This window comes from Bacteroides salyersiae WAL 10018 = DSM 18765 = JCM 12988 (genome assembly GCF_000381365.1).
Taxonomy (GTDB): Bacteria; Bacteroidota; Bacteroidia; order Bacteroidales; family Bacteroidaceae; genus Bacteroides; species Bacteroides salyersiae.
In genome coordinates this window covers 142,525-160,561 of the sequence record NZ_KB905466.1, presented here as the reverse complement: position 1 = coordinate 160,561, position 18,037 = coordinate 142,525, and the positions used below count along the sequence as shown (strand labels likewise).

Annotated in this window: 15 protein-coding genes; 4 read left to right on the top strand and 11 right to left on the bottom strand. The window is 42.6% G+C overall.

All coding sequences use genetic code 11. The features are described from left to right. Nucleotide 1: 1 nt before the first annotated feature. Genes HMPREF1532_RS00610 through trpB form a run of 3 tightly spaced genes read right to left on the bottom strand, consistent with a single transcriptional unit; the run spans nucleotide 2 to nucleotide 3,198 of the window. Nucleotides 2-568: an anthranilate synthase component II gene (locus tag HMPREF1532_RS00610; RefSeq protein ID WP_005923354.1), complete on the bottom strand. Its 567-nt coding sequence runs from the start codon at nucleotides 566-568 to the stop codon at nucleotides 2-4. A 5-nt stretch (nucleotides 569-573) separates the two neighbouring features. After that, the gene (locus HMPREF1532_RS00605) at nucleotides 574-1,980 is read right to left on the bottom strand and encodes an anthranilate synthase component I family protein (RefSeq protein WP_005923352.1); all 1,407 of its coding nucleotides are present in this window, start codon (nucleotides 1,978-1,980) and stop codon (nucleotides 574-576) included. A 45-nt stretch (nucleotides 1,981-2,025) separates the two neighbouring features. Further along, nucleotides 2,026-3,198: a tryptophan synthase subunit beta gene (gene trpB, locus HMPREF1532_RS00600; RefSeq protein WP_005923349.1), complete on the bottom strand. Its 1,173-nt coding sequence runs from the start codon at nucleotides 3,196-3,198 to the stop codon at nucleotides 2,026-2,028. Nucleotides 3,199-3,946: 748 nt separating this feature from the next. On the opposite strand from trpB, the gene HMPREF1532_RS00595 reads away from it, so the two are divergent. From HMPREF1532_RS00595 to HMPREF1532_RS00585, 3 genes are all read left to right on the top strand, one after another. Beyond that, entirely contained in the window at nucleotides 3,947-4,195 is a 249-nt protein-coding gene (locus HMPREF1532_RS00595; protein ID WP_005923347.1) for a hypothetical protein, read from the top strand. 87 nt (nucleotides 4,196-4,282) lie between these two features. Beyond that, nucleotides 4,283-4,675 carry a hypothetical protein gene (locus HMPREF1532_RS00590; RefSeq protein WP_005923345.1) on the top strand — a complete coding sequence of 131 codons (393 nt, stop codon included), beginning with the start codon at nucleotides 4,283-4,285 and terminating at the stop codon, nucleotides 4,673-4,675. Between the two features lie 627 nt (nucleotides 4,676-5,302). Beyond that, entirely contained in the window at nucleotides 5,303-6,448 is a 1,146-nt protein-coding gene (locus HMPREF1532_RS00585; RefSeq protein ID WP_005923341.1) for an iron-containing alcohol dehydrogenase, read from the top strand. 336 nt (nucleotides 6,449-6,784) lie between these two features. Here HMPREF1532_RS00585 and HMPREF1532_RS00580 read toward each other — a convergent pair whose 3' ends face one another. Next, nucleotides 6,785-7,690: a Ppx/GppA phosphatase family protein gene (locus HMPREF1532_RS00580; RefSeq protein WP_005923338.1), complete on the bottom strand. Its 906-nt coding sequence runs from the start codon at nucleotides 7,688-7,690 to the stop codon at nucleotides 6,785-6,787. After that, a complete protein-coding gene (locus HMPREF1532_RS00575; protein WP_005923336.1) occupies nucleotides 7,690-9,750 on the bottom strand; it encodes an RNA degradosome polyphosphate kinase in 2,061 nt (686 codons plus the stop codon). The genes HMPREF1532_RS00580 and HMPREF1532_RS00575 overlap by 1 nt, the downstream gene beginning before the upstream one ends. Before the next feature lie 175 nt (nucleotides 9,751-9,925). Between HMPREF1532_RS00575 and HMPREF1532_RS00570 the strand changes: the two genes are divergently transcribed. Then, entirely contained in the window at nucleotides 9,926-10,492 is a 567-nt protein-coding gene (locus HMPREF1532_RS00570) for an HdeD family acid-resistance protein (RefSeq protein WP_005923333.1), read from the top strand. 149 nt (nucleotides 10,493-10,641) lie between these two features. Here HMPREF1532_RS00570 and HMPREF1532_RS00565 read toward each other — a convergent pair whose 3' ends face one another. The 6 genes from HMPREF1532_RS00565 to dapF all read right to left on the bottom strand — a co-directional run bounded on the left by HMPREF1532_RS00565 (nucleotide 10,642) and on the right by dapF (nucleotide 17,925). Beyond that, nucleotides 10,642-12,831, bottom strand: a complete 2,190-nt coding sequence (locus HMPREF1532_RS00565) for a glutamine synthetase III family protein (protein ID WP_005923331.1) — start codon at nucleotides 12,829-12,831, stop codon at nucleotides 10,642-10,644. A 141-nt stretch (nucleotides 12,832-12,972) separates the two neighbouring features. Beyond that, nucleotides 12,973-14,424 (bottom strand): ammonium transporter, encoded by a 1,452-nt coding sequence (locus HMPREF1532_RS00560; RefSeq protein WP_005923328.1) that lies wholly within the window; start codon nucleotides 14,422-14,424, stop codon nucleotides 12,973-12,975. An 84-nt stretch (nucleotides 14,425-14,508) separates the two neighbouring features. Next, entirely contained in the window at nucleotides 14,509-14,865 is a 357-nt protein-coding gene (locus HMPREF1532_RS00555) for a P-II family nitrogen regulator (protein WP_005923325.1), read from the bottom strand. Nucleotides 14,866-14,902: 37 nt separating this feature from the next. Beyond that, a complete protein-coding gene (locus HMPREF1532_RS00550) occupies nucleotides 14,903-15,616 on the bottom strand; it encodes a TorF family putative porin (protein WP_005923322.1) in 714 nt (237 codons plus the stop codon). A gap of 189 nt (nucleotides 15,617-15,805) precedes the next feature. Then, nucleotides 15,806-17,038, bottom strand: coding sequence for an LL-diaminopimelate aminotransferase (locus HMPREF1532_RS00545; RefSeq protein WP_005923319.1), 1,233 nt, complete (start codon nucleotides 17,036-17,038; stop codon nucleotides 15,806-15,808). A 77-nt stretch (nucleotides 17,039-17,115) separates the two neighbouring features. Further along, on the bottom strand, nucleotides 17,116-17,925 hold the full coding sequence (gene dapF / locus HMPREF1532_RS00540) for a diaminopimelate epimerase (protein WP_005923317.1): 810 nt from the start codon (nucleotides 17,923-17,925) through the stop codon (nucleotides 17,116-17,118). Between the last annotated feature and the right edge of the window lie 112 nt (nucleotides 17,926-18,037).

The window sequence follows — 18,037 nt, the reverse complement described above, 5'->3', positions numbered from 1 at the left end:
TTTATGCTTTTAAGAAATTGTGGATGATAATCTTTCCTTGTGGTGTGAGTACTGATTCGGGATGGAACTGTATGCCATGTACATCGTACGTGCAATGGCGTAATGCCATGATTTGTCCCTCTTTGCTTTCTGCCGTGATCTCCAGACTGTCGGGAAAGTGATTGCGGCTGACCACCCAAGAGTGATAACGTCCTACGGGAATCTCGTGTTCTAAATCTTGAAATAATATATCTTTCCCGGTTATATCGATGAGGGTTTGTACGCCATGATATACTTCCACCAGGTTTTCGAGTGTGGCACCGAATGCTTCACCGATAGCCTGATGTCCGAGGCAGACACCTAATATACTTTTGGTCGGTGCATATTGTTTTATAATAGGTAAAAGCAGGCCGGCTTCTGCGGGTATGCCAGGGCCGGGGGAGAGAATGATTTTGTCGAAGCGGTTCACTTCGTCAAGGCTTATCCGGTCGTTACGAAATACTTCTATATCGGTGTATCCGAGTTCTTTTACCACATGCAACAGGTTGTAGGTAAAAGAGTCATAATTGTCTAAAAGTAAAATTTTCATTGTTTTCAGTTTTTGAGTGTTTCTGCCAGATCGATTGCTTTTTTCAATGCTCCTAACTTATTGTTTACTTCCTGTAATTCATATTCATCCTGACTACGGGCTACAATACCTCCTCCGGCTTGCAGCCATAGTTCATTGTTACGACTGACAAAAGTGCGAATGGTAATTGCTTGGTTTAAGTCGCCGTTCAATCCGATGAATCCGATACAACCGCCGTAAGCACCACGGTTGTGAGGTTCTATTTCGCTGATAAGTTGCATGGCGCGCACTTTGGGTGCACCACTGAGTGTACCTGCCGGGAAAGTGTCGATGAAAGTTTTCATCGAACTGCTTGGTTCGTCCAATATTCCACTGACACGACTGACGAGATGAATGACGTGGCTATAATATTGCGGTTCTTTGTAGAATACCACCTGTACGTCGTGACAATTCCGGCTAAGGTCATTTCGTGCCAGATCCACTAACATTACATGTTCTGCATTCTCTTTCGGGTCGGCAAGCAGTGCTTGAGCCAGTTCTTTGTCTTTTATGGAATCGCCGGTACGGCGGGTTGTTCCGGCGATCGGGTCAATGCAAGCCTGTTTCCCTTCGATTTTACAATGTGTTTCGGGTGAAGAGCCGAAAATCCGGTAACCGCCGAAGTCAAAGTAAAACAAATATGGAGAAGGGTTGATGCTGCGTAGTGCACGGTATACTTTGAAGTCGTCTCCGGCATAAGGCTGGATGAATCTTCGGGACAGTACGATCTGGAACACATCTCCCCGAAGGCAGTGTGCAATCCCTTTACGGACGTTTGCTTTGTGTTGTTCATCTGTAATGGGACTTCTCACGGGGCCGGTTATGGAAAAATTATACGATGCATAATTCCGGTTTTCGATGGCGGCTTCCAGTTGGGGCAATCCGCTTTCTTCTCCTTCGCTGAGTATTTCTACCAGAGTCAGTTCATTTTTGAAATGGTTGAAGATGATGACATATTTATAAAGGATATACAGTATATCCGGTGCATCATTCATTTCATCGTGACTCTCTTTGATTGGAATATGTTCGAAGTATTTTACGGCATTAAATGTGGTATATCCATAAAGACCATATGCTTCCCGATGTTTTCCTGTCACCTGGAAAAGGGAGATAAATCCGTCGATAGCCTTTTCCACAGTGAATGTCTCTGTCAGTGGCTTTTCTTCCCGGCTATTGTCGGGACAGATGGTAGTAACAACATCGTTGTTGATACCGATACTCGCCAAGGGGCAAAGGGCAATGTAAGACATGGAGTTTTCTCCGGCATGGAAATCCGAACTTTCCATTAGTGCTGATTGCGGATACATATCCCGCACTTTGAGATAGATGCTGACCGGTGTATGTAAATCACCGAGCACCTGTTTGCTATTGGTTTTATAGGAAAATGTTTTCACGATTTCATTTATTACTTAACTACTTGACTACTATACATGGATTATTCAAGCTAAATAGGTTTCAATATCCTTGTCTCCTCGTCCCGAAACGGTTAATACCACCACATCTTCCGGTTTGAATTTAATTTTTTTCAATGCTCCGAGGGCATGTGCAGATTCCAGTGCCGGGATGATGCCTTCGAGTTTTGTCAGTTCGTATGCGGCTTCTATGGCTTCATCGTCATTAATTGCCACTACCGTAGCCCGGTGTTGTGAGGCAAGATTGGCATGTATCGGGCCGATGCCGGGGTAATCCAGTCCGGCAGAAATGGAATACGGTTCTTCGATTTGTCCGTCCTCATTTTGGATAACGAAAGTTCGTGCTCCGTGGATGATACCCATTTTACCCAGTTGGATAGTAGCCGCAGTCTGGCCGGTTTCTATACCTTTTCCTCCGGCTTCGGCCAATACGATGCGCACACGTTCGTCATCCAGATAATGATAGATAGTACCTGCTGCATTGCTGCCACCGCCTACACAGGCAATCAGATAATCGGGACAGTCACGTCCTTCTTTCTCTTTCAACTGCTTTTTTATCTCTTCGCTGATGACCGATTGCAGACGTGCTACCATATCCGGATACGGGTGAGGGCCGACTGTAGAACCGATAATGTAGTATGTATCTGCCGGATGACAACACCAGTCGCGTATGGCTTCGTTGGTGGCATCTTTCAGCGTCATGTTTCCCGATGTTACCGGAATGACTGTCGCTCCGAGCATTTTCATCTTTTCCACATTGACGTGTTGGCGTTCCACATCTGTTTTCCCCATATAGACGATGCATTCCATATTCATCAATGCACAGACGGTAGCTGTTGCCACGCCATGTTGTCCGGCTCCCGTCTCGGCAATGATACGTGTTTTTCCCATGCGGCGCGCCAAAAGTATCTGCCCGATGGTGTTGTTTATTTTATGGGCTCCCGTATGATTGAGGTCCTCTCGTTTCAGGTATATTTTACATCCATATTTTTCCGAGAGGCGGCGTGCCAGATAGAGTGGGGAAGGACGGCCCACATAATCACGCAATAATTGGTCGAACTCCTGCTTGAAACTTTCGTCATTCAATACGGTCAGATAAGTGTTTGTCAGTTCTTCTACACATTTGTGAAGTATTTCGGGGATGTATGCTCCGCCGAACTCTCCATAATAACCGTCTTTGTCAACTTGATAACTTTTCATATATTTTTTTTTTTATAATTGAACTCTGTTTGGTAGTACCGGCAATCCCGGTTTCCGATAATGGCCGGAAAATAAAAAGGGCCCTGCCGCAAGTTGCGACAGGGCCCTTTCAAATCTGTTATATCTTTATTGAGGTATATACATACGAGCACTGCTCCCTTACGACTGTCGGAGTTGTAATAGGCGCCACCACCAATATGTATTTACTAACATTGTTCTCATTGTCTTTTATTGTTTAACGGGGGCAAATATAAGCACATTGTTTGAAACTACAAATAAAATCTGTCTTTTTTTTATTATGCTCAATATAGTTCGTTCTCAAATAATATCTTTTTGGTTAAAAATATTGGTTCCTGTTTAAATTTTCCTCTTTAAAGTTTTTTTCATATGTATATTATAATAGAAAGTACTATCTTTGCATGGTCTTTCCTTCCTATATATTAGGAACAAGAAAGATAAGACATATTTGAAAGACGTTTTGAACGTATTCTTCTACAAGTAAATTCTCGCAAAATTTATTAAGAAAAGGAGAAAACGCAACGAAACATCTCCTTCGTATGTGTGTTATAGGTACACCAAATTTTTGGTGTGCTCAATAATATCGTATGAACGTGGGTTGTTTGTGTTGCTTATCCTTTTCTAGGGCAATGCGAGAAGCCTACTTGTGGGATAAGTGAACAAAGACTCCCACGTTTTTTATTATGCCTATCTTAGAAGTTGAACTAATTGCCACACATGGGGAGTATGTATGGGATTATTCGTTACAATGAAGCCTATTGGTATTTTGATAAAGGAAGAATTAGAGAAACAGGAACGAAGTATCACTTGGTTTGCACGCAAACTATCTTGTGACCGTTCTAATATTTATCGTCTGTTTCAAAAAGAAAGTATTGATACGAATCTTCTTGTCCGAATTTCTATTCTTTTAGGTAAAGATTTCTTTTCTGATTTGTCTGATTACGTAAAGGAGAAAGAACAACTGCATGATTCGCGATAATTCTGTGGCATTTCTGCAATATGTTTTTGTTCTTTCTTTAACTTCTTTGCCATACTTTTGCAGAAAATAAATTAAACATTAAAACGTATGAAAACAATGAAGTATTTATCTATGTTACTAGTGATGGTAGTAACGAGTGTTTGTATGGTAAGCTGTGGAGATGATGATGATATCCCTACAGATATAGCGACCACTATAGCTGGAGATTATAGTGGTAAATTAAGTGTTATAGGATATACAGAACAGTTTACTGCTTATGCAACATTGACTAGAAAGTCGGACAACGCGATATCTGTAGTTGTAGATTGTGACGAAATAGATTTGCATTTAAAATCTGTTATTCTTGATATTATGCAGAATGGAAATTCCTATGAATTATCTTCTAGTTCAAAAGCTGTAAATGGAACTGTTATTGATCAGAATATAAATTTAACTTTTGCTACAGGATCTAATACATATACTTTTTATGGTAGTAAATAGTAGATCGTAATGTTTTAAAAGTTGTGTATAAATATTGTATATGATGAAATTGAAGTTTTTATACACAACTTTTAATTTTACAACAATGATACTATAATTGTGGAATACCATGTTTTTAATATTTTAATCGTGAGGAAACTCTTTCTTTTAATTGTTTATTCGTGTACTTTTTTAGCTTCTTTGTTTGGTGATTTTTTTGTATTCTTCACATGGCAATAATTTTGTTTAATTCAAAAAAAATCATTTTTCTAAATCGTTTGTTATACTTATTGTCCTTAAATTGTTATAAATATTGTCAGCACAAGTGATCACTTAAAAATAAACTTGCTGCATAAACATTTTCTTTCTTAGATTTGTTTCTTTATGCAATTCATATTTAAAAACAGAAACCAATTATGAAACAAAGGAAAGTTCTTATAGCAATTGCTGTCGTTATTTTTATTTTATTATTGTTGTACTGGCTTTTTGTAGCTGAAGATATAAATGCATGGCTTCCCGTAAATTGATACAATGATTGGCTGCTTTTCTCGTGAAATGGGTAGCCAATTGTTTTTGTAGGAAACTGTTCTGATATTGTGGCAAGATTGCTATCTTTGTATCTGTTATTAAAATAAAGAGTAAAAAACGATGGATAATTTTATTTTTCAAAATCCTGTTAAGCTCATTATGGGCCGTGGGATGATTGCCCGGTTGAGCAAGGAGATCCCGTCCGATAAACGGATCATGATTACTTTCGGCGGAGGAAGTGTGAAAAAGAATGGAGTATACCAGCAAGTGAAAGAGGCCCTTAAAGGTTATTTCACGGTGGAGTTTTGGGGGATAGAACCCAATCCGGCTATTGAGACATTAAGAAAAGCAATTGCTTTGGGGAAAGAAAATAAGGTGGATTATCTGCTGGCAGTAGGTGGTGGTTCGGTGATAGACGGAACGAAATTGATTTCTGCCGGATTGTTGTATGAAGGTGATGCCTGGGATTTAGTAACAGCCGGACGTCCTGTGACGGATACTGTTCCTCTTTCTACCGTACTGACATTGCCTGCTACGGGTTCTGAGATGAACAACGGTGCTGTCATATCGAGGCACGAAACAAAGGAGAAGTATCCTTTTTATGCCAATTATCCGTTATTTTCGATTCTGGATCCCGAAGTAACATTTACGTTGCCCCCTCATCAAGTGGCTTGTGGTATCGCTGATACTTTTGTACATGTAGTAGAACAGTATATGACGACTCCGGGACAAAGCCGCCTTATGGATCGTTGGGCAGAGGGGATTCTGCAAACACTCGTAGAGATTGCACCGAAAATCCGCGAGAACCAGCATGACTATCAGTTGATGGCAGACTTCATGCTTTCGGCTACGATGGGATTGAACGGGTTTATTGCTATGGGGGTATCACAGGACTGGGCTACTCACATGATTGGTCATGAACTGACTGCTCTGCACGGATTGACACATGGCCATACGTTGGCTATCGTTTATCCGGCTACTTTACGCGTACTGCGTAAATCGAAAGGAGATAAGATACTGCAATATGGCGAAAGAGTATGGGGAATCACTTCCGGCACTCGGGAAGAACGCATTGATGAGGCTGTCCGACGTACGGAAGAATTTTTCCGTTCATTGGGTCTGACTACCCGATTAAGTGAAGAGGGTATCGGCAAAGAAACGATTGAAGAAATAGAACGGCGTTTTAATGCCCGTGGAGCGAAATACGGCGAGAATGAAGATGTGACAGGTAAAGTTGCCAAAGAAATATTGGAAAGTGCATTGTAAACTTTCCCGTTAAAGACATTCCTCTTAATTTTGTTAGTCGTCTTTTTCAAGTATTGTTTTCTGCTCAACAAGACGTTAAATTCTTAAGAGAAGAATACATATTTATTATGGTAAAGAATGCATTTTAATACTATGTTAATATTAATTTCTTTCATTGATGAATATGTATTCTTTTCTTGAAAATTTCCCAATTTAAATATATGATATATAGTGTTTTGAATTATATACCATTTCTCATAAAATTCCCTTATCCTACCTGCTTTGAAAAGACAATGCGTCCGAACTTGTCAATATTGCAATTACATTGGTACTGTCACCCGTATCACGAAAAAAAAGTTATTGCATCCATTGTCTGTTCTTTGTATATAAGCTATCGATGATACCATCTGAAAGTCCGATAGTAGGCACGATGATTCCGTTCGCTTGTACTCTTGTCGCTACTTCCATAAAAATTTCTGCTGCCGGAACAATTACATCTGCCCGGTCGGGTTTTAACTTAAACAGTTTGATGCGTTGTTCTTTAGGTAAATCTTTCAAAGTTCGATATATATCTTGTAAGGAAGCGAGTGGAAGAAATAATTGTTTCTTGTCTTTTTTATCTGCCAAACGGAATAATTTGTTGATATTACCTCCCGAACCGATAATGTGAATGGGGGCATATTCTTTAGCCAATACTTCCAAATCGGTATGCATCTGCTCTTTTTCTTCATTTTTCACCATTCCACTGAGCATACGTACCGTGCCGATATTGTACGAGCGGGAACTTTTCAGTTCTCCTTCACTTATGAGGTTGATTTCTGTACTGCCACCACCTACATCTACATATAGATAGTTTTTTCCGGGTTCGAAGAGTTGTTCGATGTGATTATCATACACGATATGAGCCTCTTCTTGTCCATCGATGATTTCGATACGTATTCCCGTTTTTTTCTCTATCTTGCGAACAATACTTTTTCCGTTGCGAGCATCACGCATGGCCGATGTGGCACAAGCACGATAATCGGTTACCTCATATATTTTCATGAGTTGCCGGTAGGCTTTCATAAGACGGATGAGTTTTTCTGTTTTTTCTGTGGAAATTTCTCCGGAAGTAAAAGCGTCTTCACCCAATCTTAGGGGAATACGGATAAGCTGAACTTTACTCATTAATCCTTCGGGTGAACCCTCTTCATTTACACGTTTTATCAGGAGGCGTACAGCATTAGAGCCGATATCGATGGCGGCATAATTTACTTTTTTCATTATATCTTATAACTTTTATATAATTCTTCTTGTGAACGGAATAATGTATGTTCTTTCGTTTGCCACGGACGATTTTCTCCGCTTCCGTCTACAATTCGACCTTTTGCAGTATCTCTAAGTCCATATTCGACTATGCGTTTCAGGTCCTTTTGTATTTCTTTATCATATACTGGTGTTATGACTTCGATGCGATTGTCCAGATTACGGGGCATCCAATCTGCCGAACCGATGTAATAACGTTCCTCACCATTGTTGGCGAAAATAAAGATACGCGAATGTTCCAGATAACGGTCTATGATTCCGTTAATCTGGATATTTTCACTTATTCCCGATATTCCGGTGACAAGTGAGCAATTGCCTCGTACTACTAAGTCTACTTTAACTCCAGCAGCAGATGCGGCATAGAGCTTCTCTATCAGTACTTTGTCGGTGATATGGTTCACCTTACACAAGATATAAGCTTCTTTGCCTTGTTCTTTATTTTTTATTTCTTTATTGATAAGGGTAATGAATTTCTTACGCATATCATTGGGCGATACAAGTAATTCCTTGAATACGATGGGGGTATATGGCTTTTCTATGAACTCGAACACGTAGTTTACTTCCCGTACGATGGGACGGTGTGCCGTCATAATTGTATAATCTGTATACATGCGTGCATTTCCTTCATGAAAATTGCCGGTGCTGATACAGGCAAAATCTCCATATCTGGTCGAGACATGCAGAAGTTTGGAGTGGATTTTTAACCCTTCTACACCAAAAATGACATGTACTCCGGCGTCTTGTAATTTTTTACTCCAATTTATGTTGGAAGCTTCGTCGAAACGCGCCAGCAGTTCGATGATTACTGTTACTTTCTTTCCATTACGAGCGGCGGCAATTAACGCTTTTACTACTTTTGAATCTTTTGCTAACCGGTAGAGGGTCATCTTGATGCTTTTCACTTCTTTACTGATAGCCGCCTCGCGTAGTACTCGTATGAATGTATCGAAAGAATGATACGGATAATGTAAAGATCTGTCTTTTTGGCGAATGAGTGTTATCAAGCTTTCCATTCCGTTTAGTTCGGATTTGAAAAGGGGCGGCCATACGGGATATTTCAAATCTTTTCGTCCGCAATCGGGAAACTTCATCAAATCTTTGAAATTATGATATCGTCCGCCTGCCACACGCGTATCACTTTTATCCACATTTAATAGATGGGTTAGTTTTTTCAACAGATCTTTCGGCATACTTTCATCGTAAACGAAACGAATTGGTTCTCCTTTTTTCCTGCTTTTTACTCCTTTTGATATCTTTTGTAATACTCCGGTGCGAAGATCGCTGTCCATTTCCATTTCGGCATCTTTGGTGAATTTGAATGTGTACGCTTCGTAGTCTGTATATTTCATACCGACGAAAATCATTGGTAAACAATAACGAATAACATCATCCAGAAACATTAGATGAATCTTTCCTTCAGAGTCCGGCAGACGGATAAAGCGTCCGAATTCGGTAGCAGGGAGTGGGATAATGGCGTAATCCTTTTCCTTAGTTTTCTTTTCCGGGGTTTGTCGTATAAGGCGGACAGCAAGATAAATGTCTTCATCCGTTTGTTCACCCAGTGAACAGGAATTGGTAAGGAAAAGCGGATTAGTAGAGCCATTTAGTTGGTTACGGTAGAAGAAATTTATGAATTCGCCTTGTTCTATTGATAACTCGGTTTCCTTTACTATATATATATTTTCTTGTTTTAAGTCTTCCGTAATGGTAGCAAAGGTGTCTTCGAATTGTTTGCAGTAGCGGTTATGCAGTTTGCCTATCTGTTTTAGTGTTTGGGTTGCGATGTTCTGCTCTTTTTTTATGTTTTTATCGGCATATTCTACTATGCGGTTTAGTGTAGCTACACGAACTCGGAAAAACTCGTCGAGGTTGTTGGAATAAATACCTAAAAAGGTGAGTCGTTCCAGTATCGGAACTTCCGGTCGGGTTGCTTCAAGTAAGATACGCTGGTTGAAGTACATCCAACTGATGTCCCGCTCTATATAGAGGTTTTGAGATTTCTCTTCGTCTGATTTCATGAGAGTGAGTATCTATAAATTTGTTTTTGCAAAAGTACGGGAGTGAGATGTAATGAATATTACATTTTTGCTATGAACTTATTACAAAACTTGTTTGTTGTTTTAATATGTAGATAGAAACACGTATATTCGCAAAAGGATTGGGCTGAAGCCTGTTAAAAATAGATAGAAAATTATGAAAACGATGAATTATTCTCTTGTCCGTATTGTCTGTGCATTGATTATCGGTTTAGTACTTGTTCTCTGGCCGGATGTTGCGGTGCAGTATCTTGTGATTACACTTGGGGTATTGTTTCTTATTCCCGGTTTGATTTCTCTTATCAGTTATTTCGGATCCAAACCCGAGGAAGGTGTGTCGCGCCGTTTCCCGATAGAAGGAACGGGTAGCTTGCTTTTCGGCCTTTGGTTGATAATAATGCCGGCTTTCTTTGCCGATGTATTGATGTTCCTTTTAGGATTCATATTGATTTTGGGAGGTGTACAGCAGATTGCCTCACTTTCGATGGCACGCCGTTGGACAATAGTGCCCGGTGCATTCTATGTGGTGCCGTCTCTTATCCTGCTTACCGGTATTGTGGCGTTGTTCAATCCCACAGGAGCACGTAACACGGCATTTATGATTATTGGTATCAGTAGTCTTGTTTACGCAGTTTCCGAATTGATCAATTGGTTTAAGTTTACCCGTCGTAAGCCGCAGAAACCTGTATCGGATGATATAGAGGATGCAAAGATTATAGAATAAGAAATAAGAAGAGGCCTGCCTCACGGCAATCCTCCTCTGCAAACTTAAAACAACCAACAAAAGAAATAAGAAATAGTGATTAGTGTCATGCTTCATGTATAGCGTAGCTGTTTATCACTAATCCCTATTCTGTTATTCCTTATTTACGTCTATCTGATAAATAATAATTCCCTGTATTTGGGAAGTGTCCACATCTGATTGTCGACAATGAGTTCGAGTTTGTCGATGTGGTAACGGATTTCTTCCAGAGCCGGTACGATAGTGTCGTGATAGGCAATGGCTTTTTCGCGTTCACTCTCTATTTTGTTTGCTACTTTTCGGGCTTCTACCATAGCATCTACATGCTCTTTTATGAATGCGGTACGGTCAGCTATCTCTTCGATAAGTTCCAGATTTTTGGCAGATAATCTGGCGGCTTTTTCTTCGGGGAAGAGAGATTTCATTTTGTATACATTATCTATCAAATCCGTTTGATACCGGGTGGCAACCGGGATGATGTGGTTCATTGCCAGATCTCCTAATACACGGGCTTCGATTTGGATTTTCTTTGTATACGTTTCCCATTTCACCTCATTGCGGGCTTCCAGTTCTTTTTTCGTCATTACACCGACCGATTCGAATAGGGAGATTGTTTCCGGTTTCAGATAATTGTCGAAAATGCGGGGTACGCTGGTCTCGCAATCCAAACCACGCCTCATGGCTTCTTCTTTCCATTCGTCACTGTATCCGTTGCCATCGAAGTGAATGGCTTTGCATTCTTTAATGTATTTACGGATGATTTCGAGGATAGCAGAGATTTTCGGTTCTCCTTTTTCTATCAGAGTATCGACATCTTTCTTAAACTTTTTCAATTGAGCGGCAACAGCAGAGTTCAAGGCAATCATGGCACTGGCACAGTTGGCTTCCGAACCTACTGCGCGGAACTCAAAGCGGTTTCCGGTGAAGGCAAAAGGAGAGGTACGATTCCGGTCGGTGTTATCGATTAGGAGTTCCGGAATCTGTGGAATATCCAGTTTCATACCCTGTTTTCCACCGAGACTTACCAAGTCGTCTTTCGTACTTTCCTCGATATGTTCCAGTACTTGTGACAACTGTTTTCCGAGGAAGGAAGAGATGATTGCAGGAGGTGCCTCATTGGCACCCAGGCGATGGGCGTTTGTTGCGCTTGAAATGGATGCTTTTAATAATCCGTTGTGATGGTAGACGGCCATCAACGTGTTGACTACAAATGTCACAAAACGGAGGTTGTCTTCCGGTGTTTTACCCGGTCCCATCAACAGGATACCTGTATCTGTACCCAATGACCAGTTGTTGTGTTTTCCACTGCCATTTACACCCTTGAACGGTTTTTCATGTAGCAATACGCGGAATCCGTGACGGCGGCTTACCTTACGCATCAGTGACATGATGAGCAGGTTGTGATCGTTTGCCAGATTACATTCTTCGAAGATGGGAGCCAACTCGAACTGGTTCGGGGCAACTTCGTTATGACGGGTCTTGACGGGTATTCCTAATTTTAAGGCCTCAATTTCGAGATCTTTCATGAAAGCTGCCACACGGGTAGGGATAGCACCGAAATAATGGTCTTCCAACTGTTGGTTTTTAGCGCTGTCGTGCCCCATCAGTGTACGGCCTGTCATCAATAAATCGGGACGGGCGGCATAAAGACCTTCATCCACCAGAAAGTATTCTTGTTCCCAACCCAAGTAGGCGATTACTTTCTTCACCTCCGGATTGAAATAATGGCAAACATCGACAGCCGCTTTATCTACTGCCCTCAGTGCTTTGAGAAGCGGTGCCTTGTAATCGAGCGATTCGCCTGTATAAGCGATGAAAATAGTGGGGATGCACAAAGTATCGTCTACGATGAATGCCGGTGATGAGGGATCCCATGCGGAGTATCCGCGTGCTTCGAATGTATTGCGTATACCGCCATTGGGGAAGGAAGAAGCATCCGGCTCTTGCTGAACGAGCAATTTGCCTGTAAACTCTTCCATCATTCCTCCTTTGCCATCGTGCTCTACAAAAGCATCATGTTTTTCGGCTGTACCTTCGGTGAGTGGAGCAAACCAGTGCGTATAATGAGTAGCTCCCATTTCAATGGCCCACTTTTTCATTCCGGCAGCCACTTCATCGGCAATACTACGATCCAGCGGAGCACCGTTATCAATTACGTCAGTCAGTTTGTTGTACACTCTGCTTGACAGATACTTGAACATCTTCTCTTTGTTGAACACATACTTCGCGAAATATTCCGAAGGGCGTTCTGTGGGAGTAACCACTTCCACCGCTTTCTTCTTGAAAGCTGTCTCTACAACTCTGAATCTAAGTTTTGACATAAGCTTTAGGGATTTATGAATTATGAAATTGTGAATTTATGATTTTTATGGTTCATGAATTATGGTTTATCGATTTATGAACAACCTATGCTGTTGATCTGCATAGCAATTCATAGTTCATAAATCATAATCCATAAATCATCAGTTGTATGCCGACTCTCCGTGCTCGTAAATGTCGAGTCCTTCTTCTTCGATACGTGCCGGAACACGTAACCCGTGAATCTTATCGAGCGACTTGAAGATGATGAAACCCATGCCGGCCGCCCAACAACCTACGATCACGGCACCGAATAGCTGTGCTCCGAAGAATCCGAATGTACCTGTATAGAATACACCTTCACTTGTGGAGAATAATCCGGTGAGTATCGTTCCGAGAAAACCGCAGACACCATGTACCGAACTTGCACCTACCGGATCGTCTATCCTTAACACTTTGTCGATAAAATCGACTGAGAATATCATAACAATACCGCAGATAGCGCCAATTAGCACAGCTCCCGTTGCCGATACACAGTCACATCCGGCTGTAATGCCTACCAGTCCGGCGAGGACACCGTTCAATGTGAATGACAGAGACGGCTTCCCGTATCGCCACCAACTCACTGTCAGAGCAAAGAATCCACCGGCGCAAGCAGCGAGGTTGGTAGTGAGAAATACGTGTGAGATGGCTATCTGATCGGTTGTGGCGGCGGCTGCCAATTGTGAGCCGGGATTGAAACCGAACCAGCCGAACCAAAGGATAAATACGCCTAAAGCGGCAATCGTAAGGTTATGTCCGGGAATGGCTCTTGATTTTCCGTCTTTTCCGTATTTCCCGATACGCGGACCGAGAATGGCAGCGCCTGTCAGGGCTATCCAGCCACCTACGGAGTGTACCACCGTTGAACCGGCAAAGTCGTGGAAAGTCGTTCCGAAAAGGTTCATCATGAAAGAATCTGCTTCACCGTTCATCAGCCAGCCGCCACCCCATGTCCAGTGCCCGGAGATGGGGTAGATCAGTACACTGATGAAGACTGTGTAGATGAGGTACATGGAGAACTTGGTACGTTCCGCCATAGCTCCCGAAACGATGGTGGCTGCTGTGGCACAAAATACCGTCTGGAACACCAGAAAGCCTTCGGATGGCAATCCTCCGCCATCATAGAATGAAAGGTCGAAGAAGTGTGGTATCCCGATGAATCCGCCTGCGCCGAACATCAGGCCGAAACCGATAAACCAATAGAGCAGGGAGCCGAACATGAAATCGACGAAGTTTTTCATCAGGATGTTGGCAGTGTTTTTTACTCGTGTGAAACCGGCTTCTACCAGTGCGAATCCCGGCTGCATGAAGAATACCAGCATGGCTGCAAGCATCATCCATACGGTGTTTAATCCGTTGGCAAGTTCTTCTACGGTGTTCGGAGGCGTTTCCGTATCCGGAACTTCTATTGTTGTGGCGGCTATTTCCGTCACAGCTATTGTGGACGTTGCCGATGCATCGTTGATGGCAGTCGATATTTCCTGAGCGAGTGTTTCTGTCGCGAAGCACAGTGCAAAAAGCATAGCACCGGCTATACGCAGTGTTGTAATGCTGCGTTTTCTATATGTATCCATAATGTTAATCTGTTGATTTGTAATACCTGTTAGTACTGATGGGAAGGCCCGGAGATGAATATCGGGACTTCTGTGTTTTGCCGTTTATCGTTCTTGTTCGGCATTATAAAGTGCAATGTCTCCCCGTTCGCCGGTACGGATGCGAATGGCATCTGCTATGGGGATAACGAAGATACGGCCATCACCGATTTCTCCGGTTTGCGCTGCTTTGATAATGGCCTGCACGGTTTTTTCTGCATTTTTGTCGCGTACTACTATCGAAACAAGTATTCGTTCTATGGAACTTGTGTCATACACTACGCCACGGTAGATGCGCCCCTGACGTGATTTACCTATACCTCTTACATCGTAATAAGAGAACCATTCGATGTCCGCTTCCAGAAGTGCATCTTTCACCTCCTCGAACTTGGTTTTACGGATAATTGCTTCAATCTTTTTCATATACCTTATTGAATTAATGTGTTTTTGTCGTAAATCCTTAGAAACTCATACCGAATATCAGATATGTCTTGTCCATAACGGGCGATACGATGAACTGCACAAAGATGGGGATCAAGAAACTGTCCGTCACTTTTACCTCTTTGGCCGCTTTCAGCGAAATGTCCGTGAAGCCGCTTATCTTCTCACCTGTGTACATGTAAGACTTGGTGGATATGCCTACGGAGGGAGTCAGTGTAACCTTCCCCGGACAGGCAATGTCATATGCGGCATTGAAATAGGCTGAAAAATTCTGATCGCCATCCGGATTCTTGTCTGCTCCGGCAAACATCATGGCTGCCGAGAGGGTCAGAGGAACTTTATCGCCGAAGTTGTAACTCAATGCGCCTTCAAAATAGTGGCTCTCTTTGTAATGCCCGTATTTGCCACTTTCACCGGACCACCAATAGTCGGTCACTGCAATGCCGAATCTACCAATGCCATATGCCAACGTGAGATCGAGTTCTTTGGGTTCGAGGTCTGTGACACTGGTACTTCCCCAGGCTGATAAGGATATTCCTTTGTAAGCCAGTCCTAAAGAGGGCTGGACAGAAGTGCCCGATGCCTGGTCGAAACCACGCCATACATATTTGCTTACTACCTCGGCACCCAGTGAAATCTCAAATTTGTCTTGTGCCGTCACCGTTGCCGGAATAAGCATGCTCAATAACGCTACTGCTACTCCCCTTAATTTTCCGTTAATTGTCGTTTTCATCGTCTTTTTACCTTTATGTTAGAAAATTGTGGATGTACGGTCCAACTTTTATATATAGTAGCGCGCAAGTACTATCTCATTTTATCTGTAAATCGTCCATTGGAAGATAAAAGTTGTGGAGGTGTGTTATTTTCGTTTTTTTCATTCTTGACTTTCCGGTTTCCTTTTTTCCGGTTTTCTTTTATATCTTTAAATCCACTGTTTTATCCGTCTCATGGCTTCTATGCAATCGTGACGTTCGCCAAATGCCGTAAGGCGGATGTATCCTTCACCGCTCGGCCCGAAGCCTATGCCCGGCGTACCTACCACGTTTGCTTCGTAAAGCAGTTGGTCGAAGAATTTCCAAGAGCTTGTTCCATTCGGGGTTTTCACCCAGAGGTAAGGAGCGTTGACTCCTCCGTAGACTTTCAGCCCAGTACTTTCCAGTCCCTCTTTCATGATACGGGCATTGTCCATATAGTACTGGATGGTTGCCTGTATTTGCTTTTTGCCTTCCGGAGTATAGATGGCTTCGGCCGCCCGTTGGGTGATATAGGAAGTGCCGTTGAACTTGGTGCTTTGGCGGCGGTTCCATAAGCGGTTTAGCGGAATGCGGTCGCCTTCGAGGGTGGCTGCGGTGAGTTCCTTCGGTACCACTGTGTATCCACAGCGTATGCCCGTAAAACCTGCCGTTTTTGAGAAGCTCCGGAATTCGATGGCACATTTTTTCGCTCCTTTTATCTCGTAAATGGAATGCGGCACGTCTGTTTCCTGTATATATGCTTCATAGGCGGCGTCGAATAATATCAGTGTGTCATTGGCCAACGCATAATCCACCCACTTTTTCAGTTCTGCTTTCGTTAATGTTGTTCCTGTCGGGTTATTCGGGTAGCACAGATAAACGATATCGATACGCTTATCCGGTATTGCGGGGATGAAGTTGTTTTCGCTGGTGCAGGGCATGTAGGTCACATTGCTCCATCTTCCGGTAGCTTCCTCTAATACGCCTGCCCGTCCGCACATCACGTTGCTGTCGATGTATACCGGATAGATGGGATCTGTTACGCCTACGCTGTTGTCGTGACGGAGGATGTCTCCGATGTTTCCCGTATCGCTTTTGGCACCGTCGTTGATAAACACCTCCGAGTTGGCAAGGTGGATGCCACGTGGGGCATAGTCGTTTTTTATCACCGCTTCGATGAGGAAGTCATATCCCTGTTCCGGGCCGTATCCCCGGAATGTTTCGGCGTGTGCCATCTCTTCTACGGCTTTATGCATCGCTTCGACGCACGCCGGGGCCAGCGGACGGGTTACGTCTCCGATGCCCAGTCGGATGATGTCCTGTTTCGGATGTGTTATTTTGAACGTATTTACCCTTTTCGCGATGTCCGAGAACAGATAACTGCCCGGTAGTTTTAAAAAATGTTCGTTTACGAGTGCCATATTGTTCTTGTTTTAAGTTTTGTTTTTATTCAATTAGTTATCCTGATACCTGTCTTTTTATCCTTATTTTTTTGTTGCTATTCTTCTATTTTTAGGATACCGTCGAAAATCTTTACGGCAGGGCCGGTCATCCATACGTGATTTGTCTGCTCATCCCATTCGATGGTCAGTGTGCCGCCATCCATAATAATATCTGTTTTTCTGCCGGTTTTACCTTCTATGAAGGCGGCCACTGCGGTGGCGCATGCTCCTGTTCCGCAGGCTTGGGTGATGCCTGAGCCCCGTTCCCATACGCGCATTCTTATTCTGTTTTTGTCTAATACTTGTGCGAATTCCACGTTGGTGCGGTCGGGAAAGAGCGGATCATTTTCCAGTTTGGGACCTATCTCCGGGAGGTCTATCTCATCTATATTTTCGACAAAAGTAATCAGATGCGGGTTTCCCATTGACACAGTGGTAGATACATAAGGCAGTTTGTCTCTGAAATCAATAGTTCCCGTGTCTTGTGGTTCACTCATGTCTACTGTTACCGTTGCCACTTTGCCGTCTTCTACTTGGAGTTTCAGCAGTTTGATCCCCGAGAGCGTATCCAGTGTTATGGTTGTTTTCGTAGTCAATCCATATTCGAACAGATACTTTCCGATACAACGGCTTGCGTTTCCACACATCATGGCTTCCGAACCGTCTGCGTTGAAAATGCGCATGCTAAAATCTGCTTTGTCGGATGTGTCAATCAATACAAGTCCGTCGCTTCCTATTCCCGTGTGGTATGCGCTCCATTCAACCGCACGCTTTTCAGGATCTGCAATTGGATATTTGATGGCGTTTATATAAATATAATCGTTTCCCGCTCCATGCATTTTTGTGAATTGAATTGTTCTTGTCATTTTGTTGTTTATTGATTGTTTATCCTATCCTTTTGTTTTATTATAATGCAAAGATATGACTTTTTGCTCTGTAATTGGTTCGAATTTAGATCGAATATCTATTTATTTTTCT